Annotated in this window: 20 protein-coding genes; 6 read left to right on the forward strand and 14 right to left on the reverse strand. The window is 43.2% G+C overall.

The features are described from left to right. Positions 1-18 precede the first annotated feature (18 nt). The 5 genes from egtD to PN470_RS21675 form a co-directional block, all read right to left on the reverse strand. Positions 19-1029: an L-histidine N(alpha)-methyltransferase gene (gene egtD / locus PN470_RS21655; protein WP_002739524.1), complete on the reverse strand. Its 1011-nt coding sequence runs from the start codon at positions 1027-1029 to the stop codon at positions 19-21. A 229-nt stretch (positions 1030-1258) separates the two neighbouring features. Continuing rightward, positions 1259-1543: a DUF7734 family protein gene (locus PN470_RS21660; protein ID WP_002739558.1), complete on the reverse strand. Its 285-nt coding sequence runs from the start codon at positions 1541-1543 to the stop codon at positions 1259-1261. Between the two features lie 32 nt (positions 1544-1575). Beyond that, positions 1576-2169: a DUF3177 family protein gene (locus PN470_RS21665; RefSeq protein WP_002740183.1), complete on the reverse strand. Its 594-nt coding sequence runs from the start codon at positions 2167-2169 to the stop codon at positions 1576-1578. Between the two features lie 175 nt (positions 2170-2344). Then, positions 2345-2569, reverse strand: a complete 225-nt coding sequence (locus PN470_RS21670; protein WP_002751352.1) for a Calvin cycle protein CP12 — start codon at positions 2567-2569, stop codon at positions 2345-2347. Positions 2570-2944: 375 nt separating this feature from the next. After that, complete coding sequence (locus PN470_RS21675; RefSeq protein ID WP_002751353.1) at positions 2945-3262, reverse strand: hypothetical protein; 318 nt, start codon at positions 3260-3262, stop codon at positions 2945-2947. Positions 3263-3431: 169 nt separating this feature from the next. On the opposite strand from PN470_RS21675, the gene PN470_RS21680 reads away from it, so the two are divergent. Next, on the forward strand, positions 3432-3767 hold the full coding sequence (locus tag PN470_RS21680) for a hypothetical protein (RefSeq protein ID WP_002776662.1): 336 nt from the start codon (positions 3432-3434) through the stop codon (positions 3765-3767). 58 nt (positions 3768-3825) lie between these two features. On the opposite strand, the gene PN470_RS21685 is transcribed toward PN470_RS21680, so the two are convergent. The 3 genes from PN470_RS21685 to PN470_RS21695 all read right to left on the reverse strand — a co-directional run bounded on the left by PN470_RS21685 (position 3826) and on the right by PN470_RS21695 (position 5309). Further along, positions 3826-4107, reverse strand: coding sequence for a type II toxin-antitoxin system RelE/ParE family toxin (locus PN470_RS21685; RefSeq protein ID WP_002776663.1), 282 nt, complete (start codon positions 4105-4107; stop codon positions 3826-3828). Beyond that, positions 4104-4319, reverse strand: coding sequence for a hypothetical protein (locus PN470_RS21690; RefSeq protein WP_002739613.1), 216 nt, complete (start codon positions 4317-4319; stop codon positions 4104-4106). Before PN470_RS21690 ends, PN470_RS21685 begins: the two co-directional genes overlap by 4 nt. Before the next feature lie 357 nt (positions 4320-4676). Continuing rightward, complete coding sequence (locus PN470_RS21695) at positions 4677-5309, reverse strand: ABC transporter ATP-binding protein (protein ID WP_002776671.1); 633 nt, start codon at positions 5307-5309, stop codon at positions 4677-4679. A gap of 85 nt (positions 5310-5394) precedes the next feature. On the opposite strand from PN470_RS21695, the gene PN470_RS21700 reads away from it, so the two are divergent. Together PN470_RS21700 and PN470_RS21705 are read left to right on the forward strand one after the other, a co-directional pair. Continuing rightward, on the forward strand, positions 5395-6309 hold the full coding sequence (locus PN470_RS21700) for a Sll0314/Alr1548 family TPR repeat-containing protein (RefSeq protein ID WP_002776677.1): 915 nt from the start codon (positions 5395-5397) through the stop codon (positions 6307-6309). Between the two features lie 570 nt (positions 6310-6879). After that, a complete protein-coding gene (locus PN470_RS21705; RefSeq protein WP_103111433.1) occupies positions 6880-7920 on the forward strand; it encodes a fatty acid desaturase in 1041 nt (346 codons plus the stop codon). Between the two features lie 131 nt (positions 7921-8051). Here the strand turns inward: PN470_RS21705 and PN470_RS21710 are convergent, their stop codons facing one another. Together PN470_RS21710 and PN470_RS21715 are read right to left on the reverse strand one after the other, a co-directional pair. Next, positions 8052-9638, reverse strand: a complete 1587-nt coding sequence (locus PN470_RS21710; RefSeq protein WP_272105069.1) for a serine/threonine-protein kinase — start codon at positions 9636-9638, stop codon at positions 8052-8054. Between the two features lie 302 nt (positions 9639-9940). Continuing rightward, positions 9941-11431, reverse strand: a complete 1491-nt coding sequence (locus tag PN470_RS21715) for a UDP-N-acetylmuramoyl-L-alanyl-D-glutamate--2,6-diaminopimelate ligase (protein ID WP_271938342.1) — start codon at positions 11429-11431, stop codon at positions 9941-9943. A 245-nt stretch (positions 11432-11676) separates the two neighbouring features. Between PN470_RS21715 and PN470_RS21720 the strand changes: the two genes are divergently transcribed. Next, a complete protein-coding gene (locus tag PN470_RS21720) occupies positions 11677-12423 on the forward strand; it encodes a DUF4079 domain-containing protein (protein ID WP_272105070.1) in 747 nt (248 codons plus the stop codon). Positions 12424-12429: 6 nt separating this feature from the next. Here PN470_RS21720 and PN470_RS21725 read toward each other — a convergent pair whose 3' ends face one another. Together PN470_RS21725 and PN470_RS21730 are read right to left on the reverse strand one after the other, a co-directional pair. Further along, positions 12430-13869 (reverse strand): DUF7305 domain-containing protein, encoded by a 1440-nt coding sequence (locus PN470_RS21725; RefSeq protein ID WP_272105071.1) that lies wholly within the window; start codon positions 13867-13869, stop codon positions 12430-12432. 287 nt (positions 13870-14156) lie between these two features. Next, positions 14157-16382, reverse strand: a complete 2226-nt coding sequence (locus PN470_RS21730) for a glycosyltransferase (protein WP_272105072.1) — start codon at positions 16380-16382, stop codon at positions 14157-14159. Between the two features lie 186 nt (positions 16383-16568). Here PN470_RS21730 and PN470_RS21735 point away from each other — a divergent pair, with 186 nt between their 5' ends. Then, positions 16569-16751 carry a hypothetical protein gene (locus PN470_RS21735; RefSeq protein ID WP_002739991.1) on the forward strand — a complete coding sequence of 61 codons (183 nt, stop codon included), beginning with the start codon at positions 16569-16571 and terminating at the stop codon, positions 16749-16751. Here PN470_RS21735 and PN470_RS21740 read toward each other — a convergent pair. Further along, a complete protein-coding gene (locus PN470_RS21740) occupies positions 16744-17283 on the reverse strand; it encodes an NUDIX hydrolase (RefSeq protein ID WP_002739488.1) in 540 nt (179 codons plus the stop codon). The two genes, PN470_RS21735 and PN470_RS21740, sit on opposite strands and share 8 nt — an antisense overlap. A gap of 120 nt (positions 17284-17403) precedes the next feature. Here PN470_RS21740 and rpsN point away from each other — a divergent pair, with 120 nt between their 5' ends. Next, entirely contained in the window at positions 17404-17706 is a 303-nt protein-coding gene (gene rpsN, locus PN470_RS21745; RefSeq protein ID WP_002740009.1) for a 30S ribosomal protein S14, read from the forward strand. A gap of 136 nt (positions 17707-17842) precedes the next feature. On the opposite strand, the gene PN470_RS21750 is transcribed toward rpsN, so the two are convergent. Next, positions 17843-19996 (reverse strand): polyribonucleotide nucleotidyltransferase, encoded by a 2154-nt coding sequence (locus PN470_RS21750; RefSeq protein ID WP_002755036.1) that lies wholly within the window; start codon positions 19994-19996, stop codon positions 17843-17845. Positions 19997-20210: the final 214 nt, after the last annotated feature.

The raw sequence follows: 20210 nt of genomic DNA on the forward strand, positions 1-20210 counted from the left end.
TGATAATGTTTTCGTTAATTACAGGGATAACTGACAGAGAATTAACCCAAATAAATTTTCAGGATCGGTGAAAACCTTGAGCGGGTTTAATCCCTTTGATTCTAGGTCTTTTTGCATAGTTTCTAGGTTGAATTTACGCGAGATTTCTGTTAAAATACTCTCCGATGCTTGAAAATTAACTGTTAAATCGAGTTTTTTGAGATGAACAGGGTGAGTTTTTTGACAAATTAAATACATTTCAATTTGAGATTTATCTTGATTATAGATAGCTTGATGACTAAATAAATCAAGGTTAAAATCAGCTTGAAAACGCCAATTTAAATGGGAAAGCATATTTAAATTAAAAGCGGCTGTCACCCCTTGAGCATCATTATAAGCAGCTTCTAATATTGCCGACGGTTTTTGGAGATCAATCCCCAATAAAAAATAATCTCCAGCTTTTAAGACAGTGCCAATTTTTCCTAAAAATTTATCACATTCAGCCGCAGAAAAATTACCGATCGAACTTCCCAAGAAAAAAATCATTCTGGTATTATCGGAAGCATTTTGATAATAAGCTAAGGCCTGTTCATAGGTTCCAATTAACCCCTGAATCGGTAAATTAGGATATTCTTTTTGTAATTCTATGGCACTAGCTTGGAGAATAGTTTCACTAACATCGATAGGTACATATTTAGAGGATTTTTGTTGCCGATAATAAGCATCCAATAACAGACGAGTTTTAGTGGAACTACCACTACCTAATTCTATCAATTCGCAGGGACCTGTATAGGCGACAATTTCTTGAGCATATTCTTGGAGAATAGCCGCTTCTGTCCTAGTGGGATAGTATTCTGGCAATTGACAGATTTCTTCAAAAAGTTGGGAACCTTGCCGATCATAAAAATATTTAGATGGTAAACTTTTGGGGGTTTTAGTTAATCCTTCAATCACATCTTTTCCCTGATCTTTAGCTATATTTTTACCGGTGGCAGCGGTGGCTAAATACTCAATTTGTAATAGTTCTTGTTTAGATGGTTTAAGCTGCATAGATTCTCCAGATTATTCTCCAGTTTTTTGATTGTTCTCGATCGATGCCGGGGACGAAATCCACTTTGACAGCTTGAATGCTGGCAGAGATTATCGTTCCCCGGTAATTTTACCATAAAACGCCGCAAAATTTACCTCTTGTCTATCTAGACAAGGTTTGTGGAAGGTAAATAAAAGCTGTTAAATCCATCGAGATGGGTGCTGATATTATCCAAGCAAAATTACCCGTTCAATTAATCAGTAAAAATTGCATTTCCTCTAAGCTAAGATTTTCTTGGATATAGCGAGGATTAAGGGGATGATAAGGACTAGCAAGACGATCTATCTTAATAATTGTCGCCGTTTCAGGAATGATCGGAATATCGGGATCGTAGGGGGTGCTGCGAGTAAGAGAACTAGAAAAACCCTTAAAAATAGAGATTTCTTCCTCCTCCCCATCCACAGCAATAGTCACTAATAAAACCTCGTGGGGATTTTTGAGGGTGTATTGTTCGAGTTGTTGACCAATATTCATAGAAAAATGGCTAATTATCGATAGCTAAAGACTTACTGTTGTAAAGCTGAACGTCCCTGTTTGCCAAGGCGAATAAGAAGAAAATGGGCAAAATAGAGAGTATAAAAAGAGAGACCAACCAAACCAAAAAAGCCCAAAACATTAGCGGTAGCTTCTGAATGAAAAATCTCGCGAAACTGCCAGGGTGCTTCCTGCCAAACCTGACAATAGGGAGAATTTAGCAATTCCCCTGACATAGCACAGGAGAGAAAAGGTAAGGTAGAAATCGCGCCCAGAGGAGAATAGATAGTTACTGCCCAACGCCAAGCAGTGGTGACAAATTTAATCGGACTAGCGGGTAAATCTTTAATTTCATCGTTAATATCCACCCAAAACCAGAGGGAAATCGGGATTAAAATCTTAGCTAAAAAACTGGTGACAAAACCAATTGGCCAGGAAGCGATCATTAAATATACAGTAATTAATAAAAGACTAGCCACTCGCCAATAGATAATCAACAATTTCTGTAATGATTCGATTTTTGCAAATAAAGACCAAATCAACAAAATTGCCGGAATAATCACCGTAAATAGGACGGCTAAACGATAATCTATCCAAACGAGAGGACGAAACCAAAGTTGATTCATAAACTATTCAGACATAATTACACTGTCAACATTTTACTGTCTTCGGACGCAGCAGCTAAAATCGGCCACAGCTTGACCAACAAACAAGAAAACGAGGGGCGATCTCTTTATAGTTGAGATCGCCCTAAAGCTAGGATTCTACTGTGAGGAGAGAAAAAACCGCTGCCCGACTCCATTAATCGTCATAAACGCGACACTCGGCCGCATCGGGATTATCATCACAATACTGTTCGAAGTAGGTTTTTTGGGGGTGGTCTTGACGTTGGTGAGCTGCTTCTGCTTGTAATTCTTCCACCGCATCCCAAGCGGCGGCGCATTCGCCAGAGGCGGCACCTTCCGTACTACAGACGGCCCTGGCGTTTTCTAGCTCTTCTTGAATTTTATCTTGGATATTGCTCATGATTCCTCTGGAATTGATCTATTGACACTCTAACAATTATACAGTCACCTTCTCAAACCACAGGATCGGTTATCCCACTCGATCGCCTTTCCTGTGCTATGAAGCCGATCCTAGCGCAATTTTTGGGGAATTTAACATCAAGATTTCCTGACCGGGCCAATTTTTAGCCCAGATTTCGCACTGGAGAAACGCCACAGGGATTTCTCCCCAGGATAGACAGCGAGCAGAAGCATATACTGACTTATTTAGGCCGTCTTACCCCAAATCCGTTTTTAATAGTGTGATTAACTGCCAAGTTATCGATTGTTTTTCCCCGCTCTGGCACTCACCTACTCTCCCATCCCTTTTACACAGGATTTAGTATCATTCTAGGGACTAGGGGAAAAAGACTGTTTTGCTGGCAATAGTCAGCATTCCTGTCACCAAAATGCCGACAATGCTAAGGAATCCAATGGTGGTAATGTTGACTCGTGCGTTGAGATCGTCAACCCGCTTTTCTAGTCGCGTAACTTTGGCATCTAAGGCCTTAATATCCCCTTTAATTTCTCCTAAACTGTTTTCGATCGCCTTCTGTCCATTTTCTAGGTTTGTCAGTCGGGACTCGATCGCTGTCAGTCGGGATTCGATCGCTTTCTGTCCGCTAACGATTAAATCTTCTAACCTTTTCAGATCATTCTCGGTAACTGCTGTCATCAGTGACAATCCTCTTAAAGTTGAATTTTTCCCCAGTCTCCTATCAATACTCTATCAATATTTTCTCGGTCGAGCATTTCTACTCTAGAATAAAAGATATTGCAATCCCTGTTAGGGAATTTATTAGAAACTTGAGGTATGTAAATGTGACATAATCACAGTATGGAATATGAATATCATTGACGCTTTAAATCTCAAAAACCCCCAAGATTACCCCTCTAGAGAAGCTTATCAGCAAGACGTTGTCAAAGCGGTACAGGTATTGATGCGTCTAGGTATTATGGATAGTCCCTCGGCCGATTTAACCGCTTCCCTAGACTCTATCCTTGAGAAATTACAAGAGGATGAACTGGCTATCTACGGTAGAAAACGCAGTAAACAAGAAATTATCGCCGATTTAAAGCAAGTTAATAGTGAAATTGTCGAACTCGATCGAGAAATAGCCGACTTAGAATGGCAAATTGCCCTCAAAAAAGCTGAAATATCTGTTAATGAGGCATCTTAGGGTTTTTTATCTTGATTCTGGTTCGGTTTCTCCAAACTGAGCGTAATAATCATCCGCACTAATAAACTTCATCGTGAGTCCCAATTGACTCCAAAAGAATTGCCTGTTTCTGCTCATATTCAACGAATTTAAAGACAATTCTTAAATCATAGCCCATACTACAAGCATAAGAGTCTTTAAGCTCCCCTTTTAATTTGTGTGTTCTTAATCGAGGTTGAAATGGATCTACGGATAATAAAGCTAAAGTTTCTTGGATATTTTGAACTAAAAAAGCCTGTTTTTTCACAACTTTTCGAGCATTTATAATAAGTATATTCGAGCGTAATAAAACAAAATTCACGAAAGGATTTCCTCCATGATTTGTTCAGGTGTCATGGGTTGACATTGACCTTGTGCAAATTCTTGTTGAGCTTCTTGAACATCTCTAAACAACTCTGTTCTTTTTTGATCTCGAAGACGATTCTGTAAAATATGAATGAGATTTTCTTGATCTTCAAGGGGAAGTTGCTCGGCTGCTTCTAGAATCTCTGCAAAGGTTGTTTGTATTGCCATTTTCTTAAGGGGCGATCGCTTAAACTATCTAGAATTTACAATCAAGGCTAAAAATAGCGAGAGTTACCGCATAACCATTCATTATATGGACATTTTTTGTCTAGTCAACTATTTATAACTAACTATATTATGCCCAAGCTTATATATACAATCAATATATACATAACCTATATGTACAATACATAAATAACGAACGCCTGTTCCCCAGTTTTAAGAAGTGCCTAGGAGACAATTCATACTCTTTCAAGTCAGGAGATAGGAGATGGGGGAATGGGGAGATAGGGAAGTGGGGAAATTTCAACTAATACTCCAAAACCCCAAAACCTCAAAACCCCAAAACCTCAACTATCTGTTTTTTTACTTTATTACTTCCCTCAAATGTCCTTGTTCAATTTTCCAGTGACGGTCAGCAATAGGCAATAATTCCCCAGCATCGTGACTAACTACTAATAAAGTCCAGTGTTGTTTGAGACTAGCGAGAAGTTTAGCCAATTGACGACGCATAGACCAATCTAAACCGGCCGTAGGTTCATCGAGAAGTAACAGATTAGGCTGCCGGATTAACTGGACAGCGAGGGATAAACGACGCTGTTGACCACCACTAAGATTGTGGGGAGAAGTATCCAGGGGAATGTTTTCTAATCCTACCTCCTTTAAGGCCGCCGTTAGGCGATCGCTTTTAATCTCCGGATGACCGAGACGCAACTCCTCAAGGATGGTTTTACCGCAAAAATGACGTTCAGGAAACTGAAAAACGATTCCTCCTAATTGTTGCAGGTGCAGCACCGTTAATTCTTGGTCGCGCCAGTGAATCGTCCCTCCTGTTTTATCGGCAAAGCCTGCTAAAATTTCCAAAAGAGTCGTTTTTCCGGAACCACTGGGCCCGACAATCAGACCTAATTCTTGGGATGCTAATTCGAGATTAATCCCCTGTAAAATGGGATTGAGGGCAGCGGGAGGATGATAAACCACATCTTTGAGATAAAGCATTGACAGGAAAATAACTGGAAATTAAGTCTAGAAACCCGTTTCTATTGTGACAGATTTTTTCATTCGCTCAAGGAGACTTTTGACCATGGTGCTGAGGTTAGGTTTAACGAAAAAAATGGCGATCGGTGCTTCCCTGGCTGTTATGGTAGTGGTTAACTGGATTGGTCCCGGGTTGGCCGGAGATCCTTTCCGCAAAACCAATCCCCGACCGATTGGTGATAAGACTGAGGCCGCTTTTAACGCTATTTTTAAACAAGGTAATTATCTAGAGGCAAAAAAATTAATTGTTGAGGCCACAGAAAAGGAACCCCAAGAACCTTTGTCCCATGCTATGCGTGCCTCTCTTGCTTTTACCGACCAGGATTGGAACACCCTCAAAACCTACTCCGAGAAAACTAAGGCAGCGGCCAAACAAATGCAGGACAGTGACCCTTTAAGGGGAAATTTGTATCTCGCGGTGGGGAGTTTTTTGGAGGGAACCTACGTTTTTCAAACCGAAGGAGCAGTATCGGCCATCCCCAGATTACAACAGGTGTTTCAGTATTTGGAAACCGCAGAAAAGGTTAATCCTACGGATCCGGAATTGAACCTGTTAAAGGGTTATATGGATTTGATTTTAGCGGTTAATTTGCCCTTTTCTAGTCCTCAAGAGGCAATTCAACGGCTAGAAACCTATGGGAGTCCTGATTACTTGGTCGATCGAGGTATTGCTCTAGCTTACCGGGATTTAAAGCAGTATGATCAGGCTTTGCGGTTTATCGATAACGCTCTGAAAGCGACCCCCGAGAATCCGGAATTAATGTATCTGAAGGGTCAAATCCTGAGAATTCAAGGCAATACGGATAAAAATACTGGCTCTTTGAAACTGGCACTAGATTACTTTAATAATGCCCTGAAAAAACAGGAACAACTCCCCGAATCGGTCAAAAAACAGTTAAATCGCGAACACCGTAAGGTACAGGAGGAGATTAAATCCCTAGAAAACACAGCTAGTCGTTAAAAAACGTCTAAAAATAGTCAATATTTGGGCTTTTTATCGGTTATCAGTTTTTGAAGGCAGGAGGCAAGAGGCAAAGGGCAAAAGGCAGCCGTCAAGAGTGCATCGCAGATTTGCAGGAATACCGACAATCAGCAATTATCAGTGACTCTTAGATGATAACAAATGTATCAGCAGCTGCGTGTAAGCATCCCACCGAAAAACTAATGCGCTCCGGGGTTTGGGGGCGGCGCCACGCCCCCAACGGGGGGTTTGGGGGGTAGAACCCCCCAAAAGCTGGGATTGAGTGGTAAAATCAGAAACAACGCCCGATTTTAGCAGGGGGGTTTCTCCGTAAAAATCCCAATTGGTAGATTTACAAAAATGAGATGTACCCGCCGTCAAATTTTGCCAAAACAGAAAATCCCCTCTTATGTTATATAAAGTAAAGGATTATTAAGCTTCCTGGAAGTTTATTAATTAAAGTTAAAAATATATTGACAAAAAAATTGGCTTGTGGTATAGAGCAGAATTTGGCTAAACCTCCTAGCTGATTTATTGTCAAGGGTTCACCTAAGTGTAATTGGAGATTTCATGACGGCAACGACGGATAAATTGCATGGGGAGTTGATCACCTCGATCGAGCCAGACTTTAAACTGAAAGATATTATTAAAACCATTCCCAAAGAATATTTCCAGAAAGACCCAGTTAAAGCTTGGTTTGGTGTAATTACGAATATTTTGGCGGTCATTGCCGGTTATGGAATGCTAGTTTATTCTCCCTGGTATTTACTGCCTTTAGCTTGGATTTTCACGGGTACAGCTTTAACGGGATTCTTTGTGATCGCCCATGATGGCGGTCATCGGTCTTTTTCTAATCGACCCTGGGTTAATGATCTTGTCGGTCATATTTTCCTCTTACCCCTTATCTATCCCTTCCACTGCTGGCGTTTCCTCCATGATCGCCATCATGCTAAAACTAACATGGTAACGATAGATAATGCTTGGGATCCGTGGGAATTAGAAGCTTTTAACTCGGCCAATCCCCTAGTGCGTCTCTTTTATCGCGGCATTCGCGGACGTTTCTGGTGGCTCGGTTCGATCGCCCACTGGGCTATTCTACACTTCAATATCGAACAATTCAAGGAGAACGAACGGGAAAAAGCCCGCTTTTCGATGATTGTCGTCCTAGTTTTTGCCGCTATTTTTTTCCCAACCCTCATTTTCTACACTGGTGTCTGGGGATTGGTTAAATTTTGGGTGGTACCTTGGTTTGTCTATCATTTTTGGATGAGTACCTTTACCCTTGTCCATCACACAGACCCCGATATTCAATTTTTCCATCCTGAAGACTGGAATCAAGCTTTAGCGCAACTAGAGGGAACGGTTCACTGTAGCTATCCCCGTTGGGTAGAAATTCTCTGTCACGATATTAATGTCCATATCCCCCATCATATCTCGACGGCGATTCCTTCCTATAACCTCCGCAAAGTTCACGCTAGTCTCCAAGAAAATTGGGGTAGTCACCTGAAAGAAACCCAGTTTTCTTGGGCATTAATGAAGCGAATCGTTGATTATTGCCATATTTTCGACTCCGAAACCGCCTACAAAACCTTTAAGGAAAGCCGCGGTTAAATCAGTGATCAGTGATCAGTTATCAGTGGGTAAGTTATCAGCTATCAGATTTGAGTTTTAAGTGACAGTATTAAATCGAAGTTTCCTACTGTCTTTTTACTGATTGCTGATTATTGATCACTGAAAAAAGATTACCAGGAACCGCGTTTACCATTGGGCATAACTGTTAACCAATTGGTTTTTGCCATAGCGATTTGTTCTCGAGTTACTTGGGCATCAGAGAGATTAGCCCCGCAAAGATTAGCATCTTTGAGATTAGCGTAGCGAAGACGGGCGCAGGTGAGATTAGCCCCGCGTAAATCGGACTCTTCCAGGTCTGCATAACCGAGATAGGCATTATTTAAATTGGTATTTTTGAGAATCGCTTGACTGAGATTAGCCCGGCCCAAATCCGCATTGGACAGATCCGCCCCTTGTAAATTAGTTCCTGTTAATTTGCATTGAAAGAAATTTACCCGCAAAAGTTGTACTTTAGACAGATTGAGATTCGATAATTCCTCCTGGGCGAAATTGCGCCGGCCGTTATTGTAAGCATAGAGAATCGCTTTTTCATCTAAGCGGCGTTTTCTCTTCGGTAAGGTTATATCTGGGCTGCTGTGGTCTTTGTTTTTCGGCAGTACATTTGTATTAGTTATTGAAAAGGCCATCTGCGCCCCCGGCAGATTATCTGGAGAGGTCTCTGGATTTTTATTTTTGGAGCGAAATTTAGAGTTGAGAGAGCTAGAAACGGAAGAAGTGGCTATTTGACCTGAATCTTGTGGTGGTTTCGGGGAAGTAACCATTGGAGCCGCGATTAAACTTTGGGCTAGACTATCGGCATAAGCGGTCATGTCTAAAGCATCCATTACCTCTTGGGCGGATTTGTAGCGATGACGGATGGAGACTTCCAGCATTGTTTTCAGGACTTTAGCAAACTGGGGACTCACCTTGACTAATTTTTCCCAGAGTAATTCACCTGTATTGACATCAACTTCGATAGTCTTAGGAGATCTGCCCGTGAGTAGATAGATACAGGTAACTCCCACGGCATAGATATCACTGGCATAGACCGGACGCATGGCCATCTGTTCGGGAGGGGCATAACCTTGGGTACCCACGGCAAAATTAGTGAAAGCGTCTTGAGAATTGACATTGGCAATAACAGTGTTAACTTGATTTTTGACAGCCCCAAAGTCAATCAGAACCAATTTTCGATCCGTGTGCCGGAGAATTAGGTTAGCGGGTTTGATATCCCGATGAATTACCTTTTGCTCGTGGACATATTGCAAAATCGGCAAGAGTTCACTTAAAACTTGTTTGACTCCCGCTTCGCTAAACGGTCCGCGTTTTTTGACCTCTTGGTAGAGGTTATGACCTTTAACGTATTCCTGAACTAGATAAAACTGTTGATTATCTTCAAAATAGTCCAATAATCGGGGAACCTGCGGATGAACCCCCAGTTTTCCTAGGGTTTCCGCTTCTCGCTCAAAAAGTTCCTTGGACATCTTAAAAACATTAGCATCATCAGTGCAAGGTCGCAGTTGTTTGACCACACAGATGGGGGTACCTGGTAGGGACAAATCCGATGAGGCAAAGGTTGCCCCAAACCCTCCTTTCCCTAAAATGCCTAGAATTCGATAGCGGTTGTGGAGAAGAAGTTTTGAACCGCAACTCTCGCAGATTAACGCTGTTGCGGCGTTTTTCGGTTGAGGACAGTCGGGATTAAGACAGTAGGTCATATAGAGTCACCAGTTGACCGATACTTTTCTGCTAAGACAGTTCAACAATGCACTCTCAGAGATTCTCCTCAAGAGGAGGTATCTCCGAAAGTCCAAAACCAGAGATATGAGACATTCAAAGCGCCTGTAACGCTTTTTTGTGTCATTGCTTAGTTAACGCAGGGGCAACTTATCAAGATGGCGTTTGCTTGTTAACTGGGATTTTTTCCTTAACTCTTTTAGCTTACCACAGATTTTAAAATTGGCTACCTCTGCTAATTGTCAACTAATCTTAGCTTTTCTTGATAATTCAACACCCCTAATCACTTTTTCCCTTTCATCAAAGCAGCCCGGGCCTGTTCGCGGTCATCGAAATGGATTTTTTCCGTCCCCAAAATTTGATAATCTTCGTGACCTTTACCCGCAATAATTACTCCGTCTCCCGGTTGTGCTGCTTGAATAGCCGTGTCAATGGCCAAAGCGCGATCGCTAATTACCTGAACAGTAATTTCTGGGGGAATGCCAGCGATAATATCCTCAAGGATTCGTTCGGGAGCTTCTGTGCGGGGATTATCGGAGGTAACTATGGCTAAATCTGCTAATTCTGCCGCTATTTTCCCCATTAACGGCCGTTTTGTCCGATCTCGATCGCCGCCACAACCAAAAACACAAATCATCCGACCAGAAATAAAGGGACGTGTTGCTTTTAAAACATTCTCTAAACTGTCGGGAGTATGGGCATAATCGACAATGACGCTGATATCTTGGTCGGGAGCGATGCTAACCCGTTCCATCCGCCCCGGTACTCCTGAAAACTGGGGAATTTGACCGATTACTGTCTCTAAATCTACACCACATTCTAACACTGCCGCCACCGCCGCTAAGAGGTTAGCTAGATTATATTGACCCACCAGAGGAGAAGCAAAGGCTATTTCCCCTTGGGGAGTCACCATCACCCCTTCCACTCCCGTGGGTTGATAGTGTAAATCCTTAGTATAAAAATCGGCACGAGCATCGCACACACTATAGGTTAAAACCTGTTGAGGAGAGAGGGAGGCCGCTAAACGTTGACCATATTCATCATCAAGGTTAATAATCGCCTTACCTTGCAGATAATCGGGACTAAATAATTTAGCTTTAGCGGCAAAATAATCCTCCATATCGAGGTGATAATCGAGATGGTCCCGGGTGAGATTGGTAAACACCGTCACAGGAAAAGTACAACCCTGTACCCGTCCCTGGGCCAGTGCATGGGAACTAACTTCCATGACGGCGATTTCATTGCCGGCGCTCACTGCTTTGGCTAAACTGGCTTGTAACTCGTTAGCGAAAGGGGTGGTATGATTAGCGGTTTCTTGGAATCCTTGCCAACGGGTATAAAGAGTCCCGAATAACGCGGTGGGAATCCCTGCTTGGCTGAGAAAATATTCAATTAGATGGGTGGTGGTGGTTTTGCCGTTGGTTCCCGTCACACCGATTAATTTTAGGGTAAGGGCCGGATAATGATAGAATTTAGCAGCGATCGCAGCAGTGGCAGTAACTAAATCTGCCACAACGATTACGCAAGCATCCTCCGGGGGGGGAAATTTAGCTGCGGCTGCCGGGGAGATAAGCGCCGCTAGGGCCCCGCTTTCCAAAGCGGAACGCCAAAATTCGCCGCCATCGACGCGAGTACCGGGTAAACCGATAAATAAATCTCCCGGTTGACAAGCATGGGAGTTGGTGGAAATTCCTGTAATCTCGGTAATAGAAGCGATAGGAGAAGAAATCGGGGAAACCAGAGGGATAGTTGTTAAAAGCTCTTGTAGTTTCATAGTCAGGATTGAATCTAGGGATTGCTGCTTTTAGATTAGCCGATTATCAAAGAGGTTCCTAGGCCGAAGTGGGGGTGTGGGGTGTGGGGTGTGGGGTGTGGGGAGAATAAATAAAAATAATCTCCTGACTCCTGCCTTTTGCCTATTGCCTATTGCCTCCTGATATCTGCGATAAGCTAAAAAAAACAAGGCTATAGCTTGTCAACTATTGAAGATTTTCTGCTGACTATTTTCGGGATATTTATATGCAATTCGTCGATTTTCTGGCTCTCATTCATCCTGTCCTAGCGATAGTGGTCGTTTTCCCCATTATCGGCCTCGTAGTTAACTTTGCTTGGCAAACCCGTCAACGTCGCTTAGAAACCGCTGCAGGAAATAAAAGTAAAATTCCCCCAGTGGTCGGGCCAGAACATCTACGCTTAGGCCGCTGGTTAACGGGTACAGTGGTAGGGGTTAACCTGTTAGCACTAGCTTACTCGGTCGTTTACGGTTTTAATGGTTTTGTCGATAAACAAAAAGACGGAAAATTAGACTCCTTTCAGGCCTTTTTTGTGATTTTGATGTTTTTTGTCACCATTGCCTCTTTGGTCTGTCTCTACCGCGCTAGACAAGCTCTCTGGCGCGGAATTTTTGCCACCTTGACTGGCATGGGTTTAATTATTATCGGTTCTCAGGATGGGGTCTGGCGACTCTCGGCCCAATGGTACTGGTCCCACTACTATATCGGCATGGCCGCATCATTACTGATGATTTTCTCTCTGGCCATTGTTGAAGATATCTATAAAGACCGTTCCCATCGTTGGCGCATCGCCCATACAATTCTCAATTGTATCGCTCTGGCTCTCTTTCTGGGACAAGCCATGACCGGTTCCAGGGATTTGCTGGAAATTCCCCTCAGTTGGCAAAAACCAGCAATTTATCGCTGTGATTTCACCAATAAAACCTGTCCCGAACCGAAATCCTCAACCCCCCTCATCAACCCGATAAGTTAAACTTTTTTAGAGACTGGGAGAGGGTGAAGGAGTTGGGAAAGTGGGTACACACTTAGATGGCTCCGTGGGGGTATCACCATCGTCCGGTATGGGTTCCTCACACCAATTGGCAATCTTATCAAGTTGGGGAAATTGGGGTTTCAGGTTTGTGATTAATTCAGTCCATTCTACCCCTTGGGTCACAGCAACAGCGCCGCTATTTGAGGCACAGTCTGAAATTTTGCCCCAATTTTTACCCCAGGCAGCACCGATGAAAGTACCAGTACCGGTTTTACCGAGGGAATAGTCAGGAGCAAAGATAAACGCTTCTAGTCTTTGGTCTCCTTTCAGACAAATTTGCGGCGCGGTGAAAGCTAATTCATTATTGGCATAAATTTGTAGATTGCCCGGTTTACAAACCGTGGGTGGGCTAACACTGCTGCAGTTGTGTTCGATCGCACCGTTAATATTACCTTTAACATAAAAAACCACCCGTTGCCCTGGAGTAATGGTAATCTTATCGCTACCACTCAAGTTGATATTATCAACGATATATTCATACACCTGTACGCTTTGACCGTTAATCGTGCGGGTAGAAGGGGTATCAGTAATCGCGCCATCCTCATCTGTTCTGGGAAAAGTTTCAGAACTGGTAAGGTCTCCTAGGCTTAGACCGGGAATCCACGGTAAATCGGGGAAAGACACACCGACAAATTGCGCTGTGTAGGAGGGATTGGGTGCAGGTGTGGGCTGTTGAATCTTAGTTTGGTTACATCCTGGGCTCTCCACCACATCCCCTTGAAATTTAGCACCATCGTCCGCCTCTCCCTCACTTATCCATAAAGTTGGGACCGTGGTACGAGTAAATGCGGAGCGGCCAGATGGAGGGGGAGGAGAAGCAAGAATAGGGATAGTTACTACCACGCGGTTACGCGAGGCGGCATTATCACCATTATCTATATTGGGACCAGTGTTAGTTAGGTCTGTTGCAGCACTGGTGCGAGAACGTCCTTCGAGGGTGAGAACTCCCCAACCCAAACCGTCAGGGGGGGGATTGGTATCATCGAAATTGTATCCAACCACGCGATAATAACGATTATTACCGAGATCAGACCATTGACCCCCGCTCAAATCTTTTAATTGAGCGATTTTTGCCTTCAAGGTATCAGCATCGTTGGGATTACTACAGGCTCTCTCCCAACAATTCCCGGAAGTACAATTACTATCAACCGTCGCCATAAATCGAACGCTATTAAGTAAATCCTGCACCCGCGTTACCCCAGCTTCGGAACTTCTTAAAGCATCAGCCCGGGCTTTTTGGGCAATTACTTTCGATTGGTCTCCTTGGGCGCGCATCATCATAGTTATTCCTGTCACCATGAGGATAAGTCCAATCAACACGGCAAGAGGCAAGGCAAACCCTTTTTCCCTATTAGCCATCAGGTGAAGGTATAAACGATTTTTCATAAGCCAGTCCATCTAAGAATGGTTACTTTTATTATAATAACAAGTAGCTGGTTATAATTAAATTGAAGATGGATCCCCCCTGCCCCCCTTGATAAGGGGGGGGCAGATTCTCCCTTATTAAGGGGTGTATCTGACATTTTTTAACACCTAACTACTAATCAATTTTTGGTCAAGTGACAACTGTGATAATACAGGGATAGCACTGTGAGTAAAATCACAGACAAAGACCAGTTGATAGGATGGTCAGCCAATAGTTTTTTGATAATTATTTTCGACTTTTGACTTAACTAAAGGGCTGTTTTTTCATTCAAAAATGCCCGCCAAATCAAGCTTATACCCCGACAAAAGCTGATAATTAACAACCAAAGGGATTGTAATTCTCCTGCCGTATTTTTCGGTTGCCAGCGCTGGGGACGACAGAATAAAAAAGTAATTAGCTTTCTCTGCTCTGATAGGGTAAGTGGCTGGAATTTAAGGGCTGCTTGCCAGATTTTGCCTCGTTTTTCTAGATTGACTAGATGAGCAGATAGGCGCAAATCTTCGCCTAAAATATCTAGGAGTAACTTTTCTGAGTAGATGGGTTCCCTTAGGTTAATTTCTGCTCCTATTTCCGAAAGTTTTTTCAGATTGCCCTGTATAATTATATCCGATTCTGTTATCAATTTAACAGGAGATTCCAGCACTTGGTATTCAGTTTCTAGGGTGAGGGGAGCTTCCAATAAAGCCACCAGAGCAGTCATGATAATAACCACGTTATATATAGCCAAAATTAAGCCAAAATTTAGGGGACTTTCTTGATAATTATGATGGTGTAAATTAAAGAAAATACTAATTAAGGTAATGGTGAGAAAAAACAGCAATGGGTAGGATAATTGCCAATTATATTGATAATTTTGGCGAGCAATTCCCTTGGGTGTCACCTGAAATCCTTTGTCAAAGGGTTTCCAAAGAACATGGAGAACTGTTAGGGATGTAGGTACACAAATAATCATCGATAGTACCTCAGAAAAAACAATTGAGCGCGAGCGAGAATTTAACCAGTAATAAGTGGCTAACTGCAGCATCATGTAGGGTAAAAAGATATATATTGTCTCATTGATGGTAATGTTCAAAGGTACGATATATCCAAAGGTATAAAGGAGAGGAATAAGCAAAGAAAATAAACGAGCTAAGGGAGAAAACCAAAATAATATTCCTTCTAAGTGTGCCAATCTTTGAGGTAGAGTTAATACCGCAATTTTTAGGGGATTAGCTTTGATAAAAAATGCCTGTAAAGTTCCCCTTGCCCAGCGCAATCTTTGCAGTAAATAAGCTGATAAACTTTCAGCAGATAAACCAGCACTGAGTTTTTCATTTAAGTAAATAACTTCATAACCTTTGGCAGAGATAGCAATCCCAGTGAAATAGTCTTCACTAATAGATTCTATATTAAAATATCCCACTTCCTCTAAGGCTTTTCTTCTGACAATAAAAGAAGTGCCAGCACAGACAGGACTACCCACACCATCTTTAGCTGGTTGGATATGACGATAAAATAATTCTTCGTCGGGAGTAACGATATTTTCTAAACCTAAGTTATGGGCGATAGGATCGGCATTATAAAAGCTTTGGGGAGTTTGCACTAAGGCAATTTTTGGGTTTTGAAACCAGCCAACAGTTCTTTCTAGAAAGTTCTGACAAGGAATAAAATCTGCATCAAAAACCACCACTAATTCACCTTGGGTTTGTTTGAGAGCATGGTTTAAATTACCTGCTTTAGCATTTTTTCTATCCTCACGAGTCAGATAATGACAATTTAATTTTTCTGCTAATTCATAAATTTCTGACCTCTGGGTATCATCGAGAATATAAATATTTTTATGAGGATAATTAAGGGCTTGACAACCGATAATAGTTCTTTTTAAAATGAACGCTGGCTCATTATAGGTGGGAATCAAAATATCTACCGTGGGCAAATACTGTTTATTGATCACTGCTTGGCTATAAAAATCAGCTTCTTTGCGTCTATCTTTCGTGGTTAAGACTAAAACTAACTGAATTATGCTACTACTTAAAACTATCATCTCAATGCCTAAAAGTAGTAAACTAAAAAAGCCATTGAGAGCAGTAGAAAGATTTAAGGTTTCCAGAATCCTCCAGATTAGATAGCGCAGGGTGATAGCGAGAGTGATAGAAATAATGACTAATCTTGACCAAACTTGCGGATGCGGAGACAAGAACATGATTAACTGCGTAAAAATTAGCAGAATAACCGTGGGTAATAATAATTGATAGCTATGAGCAACCGTGGGAACTTTAATCCAAGCAAAGGGATTAAAAAAATCTTCTACTAAACCAAGGAGTAATCGATAAATATTGTGTTCTGGCCAAGATAATGATAAACTGACCATCATTAACCCGCCGATCACTGCTAACATAATTAAGATAACTGATATTATCGCTAACATCGACTTAAATGGGGAGGAATACACTGGTTTTTGAGGGAATGGAAAAATCGATTCTTGGTTAGACATGAATCCTCTTCTGATCAAATAAATCTAACTACATTTTACAATTCTTAACAAAAAACTGGGCATTTTTGGCAATGACAGGAGCGCTCTCCACCAAAATGCTAAATTTTGTATCAAACCCAAGATGAAACCAGCCAGAAAAAGTCTGGAAATAGTATAATTCGGTTAACCGTGAGGAAAAATTAGTCTATGATAGCCGTCAAAATCGCCGTTGTTAGTGCTCTCGTTTTGGTTGTGGTCAAATTCGTCGCTTCTGTTCTAGGCAAAGGCAATATACCCCTACTTAATCAGGCTGTCACTGTGATTTTAAGCCTTTTTATCGGTTTTGAGTTGATTCAACTAGGACAAACGGTGATTGAAAAGATTAACTAAGAGCTAAACGGGCCAGATAGAAGCTAGTAATAGTTTTAGCATCGATCGATTCTCCCCTGGCGATCGCTGATTCCATTTCCTCAAAACTCATAAAAACCACTTCTATATCCTCATCGGCATCTTGAGCGGGGGGCAAGCTTAATTTTTCCAGATCTTGCGCCAGAAAAGCATAGATATATTCATCGGAATAACCCGGTGCCAGGGCAAATTTACCCAAAGATTGCCAATTATGGGCCCGATAGCCCGCTTCTTCCTCTAATTCTCGTTTTACCGTCGTAGCAGGGTCTTCTCCTTCATCAATCGTTCCGGCGGGAAATTCCAGAATTCGAGCTTGCAAACTAAATCGATACTGACGTACTAAAACTAATTGACCTTCCTTGGTGATTGGAACTGCTAAAGCACCCCCTGGATGACGCACACATTCCCATTCTCCCTCGACACCGTTAGGTAAACGCAGTTTCGAGACTTCAAATTGAAAGACCCGACCTTGATAAAAAAGACGTTGTTGGAGCAATTGAGGCGATTCAGACATAGAAAATTTTCAACTAGGACTTTCAGAATTAATATCAACAAATGTCACCTTTGTCACCGGTGTTTCAGGTTATAATGGGAAATGCTGTCTTTACAGGTTAAATCTTTTTCGAGAAACCCCATGGCAAAAAAATCGATGGTAGAACGCGAGAAAAAACGCGCTCGTCTCAGACAAAAATACGAAGCTAAAAGAGCGGAACTAAAAGAACAATTCCGCACCGCCGAAGATTTTGAAGAAAAACTGGCAATTCACCAAAAATTACAGGAATTACCCCGCAATAGCGCTCCTAGTCGTCACCGTAACCGTTGTTTAACGACCGGCAGACCGAGAGGATACTATCGCGATTTTGGTTTATCCCGCAACGTTTTACGCGAATGGGCCCACCAAGGTCTTTTACCCGGTGTGGTCAAGTCTAGCTGGTAGTCAGAAACAATATCTAGGGAAAATACCGGGATAGAGGCGTGGTTTTTGCGTCTCTATTGCCGTTTTTAGGCAATTTTTTCGATAAAAAAAACTCTCGATCGAGCGATCGAGAGTTAACCATGAACAAAAAATTCACCTAGACTACAGTAGCAGCCTTACGGGCAGCAGCGGCCTCATCGGGATGAATACCGAGACGAGTGAGATTGAGACGACCTTTACTATCGATCTCGCGTACCTTGACTAACACCTCATCCCCCACGGCCACTTCATCTTCGACCTTACCGACGCGTCCCTCGGCCAATTGGGAAATGTGGATCATTCCCTCTTTCCCCGGCAAAACTTCCACAAAAGCGCCGATTTGGATAATGCGAGTCACGCGACCGAGATAGACCTCACCCTCATTGAGTTTGCGGGTCATATTGTAGATCAGTCGTTTAGCTTTTTCGGCCTGTTCCCCATCGGTGGAGGAAATAGTCACAGTCCCATCGTCATCGATATCGATTTTCGTGCCGGTCTGTTCAGTAATCCCTTTAACCGTCTTACCACCTGGCCCGATGACTAACCCGATCAGATCCGGATCGATCTTGATCGTCAATAACCGGGGTGCGTGGGGAGATAATTCCGTGCGGGGTTTTTCTAGGGTCGCTAACATCTTCTCGAGGATATGTTTGCGGGCCGGTAAAGCTTGTTCGATCGCCTTGGCCACCACTTCCATGGTTAAACCGGGGATTTTCATATCCATCTGGAGAGCGGTGATGCCAGAATCAGTACCAGCCACCTTAAAGTCCATATCTCCCAGAAAATCCTCAATACCCTGAATATCGGTCAAAATCCGCACTTCTTCCCCTTCTTTAATTAAACCCATGGCCGCACCGCTAACGGGTTTTTTCAGGGGAACACCGGCATCCATCAGCGCTAGGGTGGAACCGCACACGGAACCCATGGAGGTGGAACCATTAGAAGAGAGGACTTCCGACACCACCCGCAGCACATAGGGAAATTCCTCCTGGGGGGGAAGGACAGGCACGATCGCCCTTTCCGCTAAAGCACCGTGACCGATTTCTCGACGGCCGGGAGAACGCATGGGACGGGTTTCACCGACGGAAAAGGGTGGGAAATTGTAGTGATGAAGATAGCGTTTTTCATCTTCGGGATGGAGATCGTCCCCTAAATCCTGAGCATCACCGGGGGTGCCAAGGGTGGCGATCGAAAGCACCTGGGTTAAACCGCGATTAAACAAACCGCTACCGTGAACCCGACGGGGTAAAACTCCCACCCGGCAAGAAATCGGCCGTACTTCGTCCAGTTTGCGACCATCAACCCGCACCCCATCCTCGATAATTTGGGCACGCATCAGTTTTTTGGTCAGATCCTTAAAGAGATTACCGATTAACTTCGGCTCTTCCAGAGTTGGAGCTTTTAAGGTATCTTCGTCGGGGAGAGCGGTTATAGTTTCCTTGATCCGATTTTCGATCGCCTCTAATTTCTCATCCCGTTCGGTTTTGCTGAGGGTAAACTGACAGAGAATCTGTTTAATTTCCTCTTTAGCTTGTTCTCTCAGGAAATTCTGCACGGTTTCGTTTACTACTGGTGCTTCTCGGGTGACGAGGGGAATACCCAACTGATCGATCAATTCCCGTTGAGCGGTGATCAGGTCGCGCACTGCTTCATAACCAAAATCGATCGCCTCAATAATATCCCGTTCCGGTAACTGATTGGCTCCCGCTTCGATCATCACCACCCCTTCAGGACTACCGGCCACCACTAAATCCAATTCTCCGTTATGGATTTCCTTGTAGGTGGGATTGATGATAAATTCATCCCCCAGTAATCCGACGCGCACCGCTGCCATCGGTCCTTGGAAGGGAATCCCCGCCAACAAAACCGCCACGGAGGCTCCGGTAACGGCCAAAACATCCGGGGGGACTTCCTCATCCATTGAGAGGGTCGTAGCGACCACCTGAATATCATCCCGCATCCAATTGGGGAAGAGGGGCCGCAGGGGGCGATCAATCAAACGACCGGTCAGAATTGCTTTTTCCGGGGGACGACCTTCACGACGCAAAAATCCTCCCGGGATGCGCCCGGCGGCGTATAATCTTTCTTCGTAATCAACGGTTAAGGGCAGGAAATCTACTCCTTCTCTGGCTTTGGCTGTGGTTGCTGTCACTAAAACTGCCGTTTCTCCCGATTGGATCAGAACACTACCGCCAGCTTGGGGGGCTAAAAGCCCTATTTTTAGTCGAATATCCCTGCCATCAAAGGATATTGACTTGTCAAACTCTTCCATGTAAAGTTATATTCCTTTCTTTCACTTTTCTCTGTGCTGTGGCAATCCTAGCATTTTTTGTCCCCCTTTCCGACAGGTTTAGTATTCAGTGATCAGTTATCAGTGATCAGTGATCAGTTATCAGTTATCAGTGATCAGTTATCAGTTATCAGCTTTTTTCTCCCTGCTTCCATCTCCGATCTCCCCACTTCCCCAATTTCCCACACCCCACACC

This window comes from Microcystis sp. CS-574 (assembly GCF_028329095.1).
Taxonomy (GTDB): domain Bacteria; phylum Cyanobacteriota; class Cyanobacteriia; order Cyanobacteriales; family Microcystaceae; genus Microcystis; species Microcystis ichthyoblabe_A.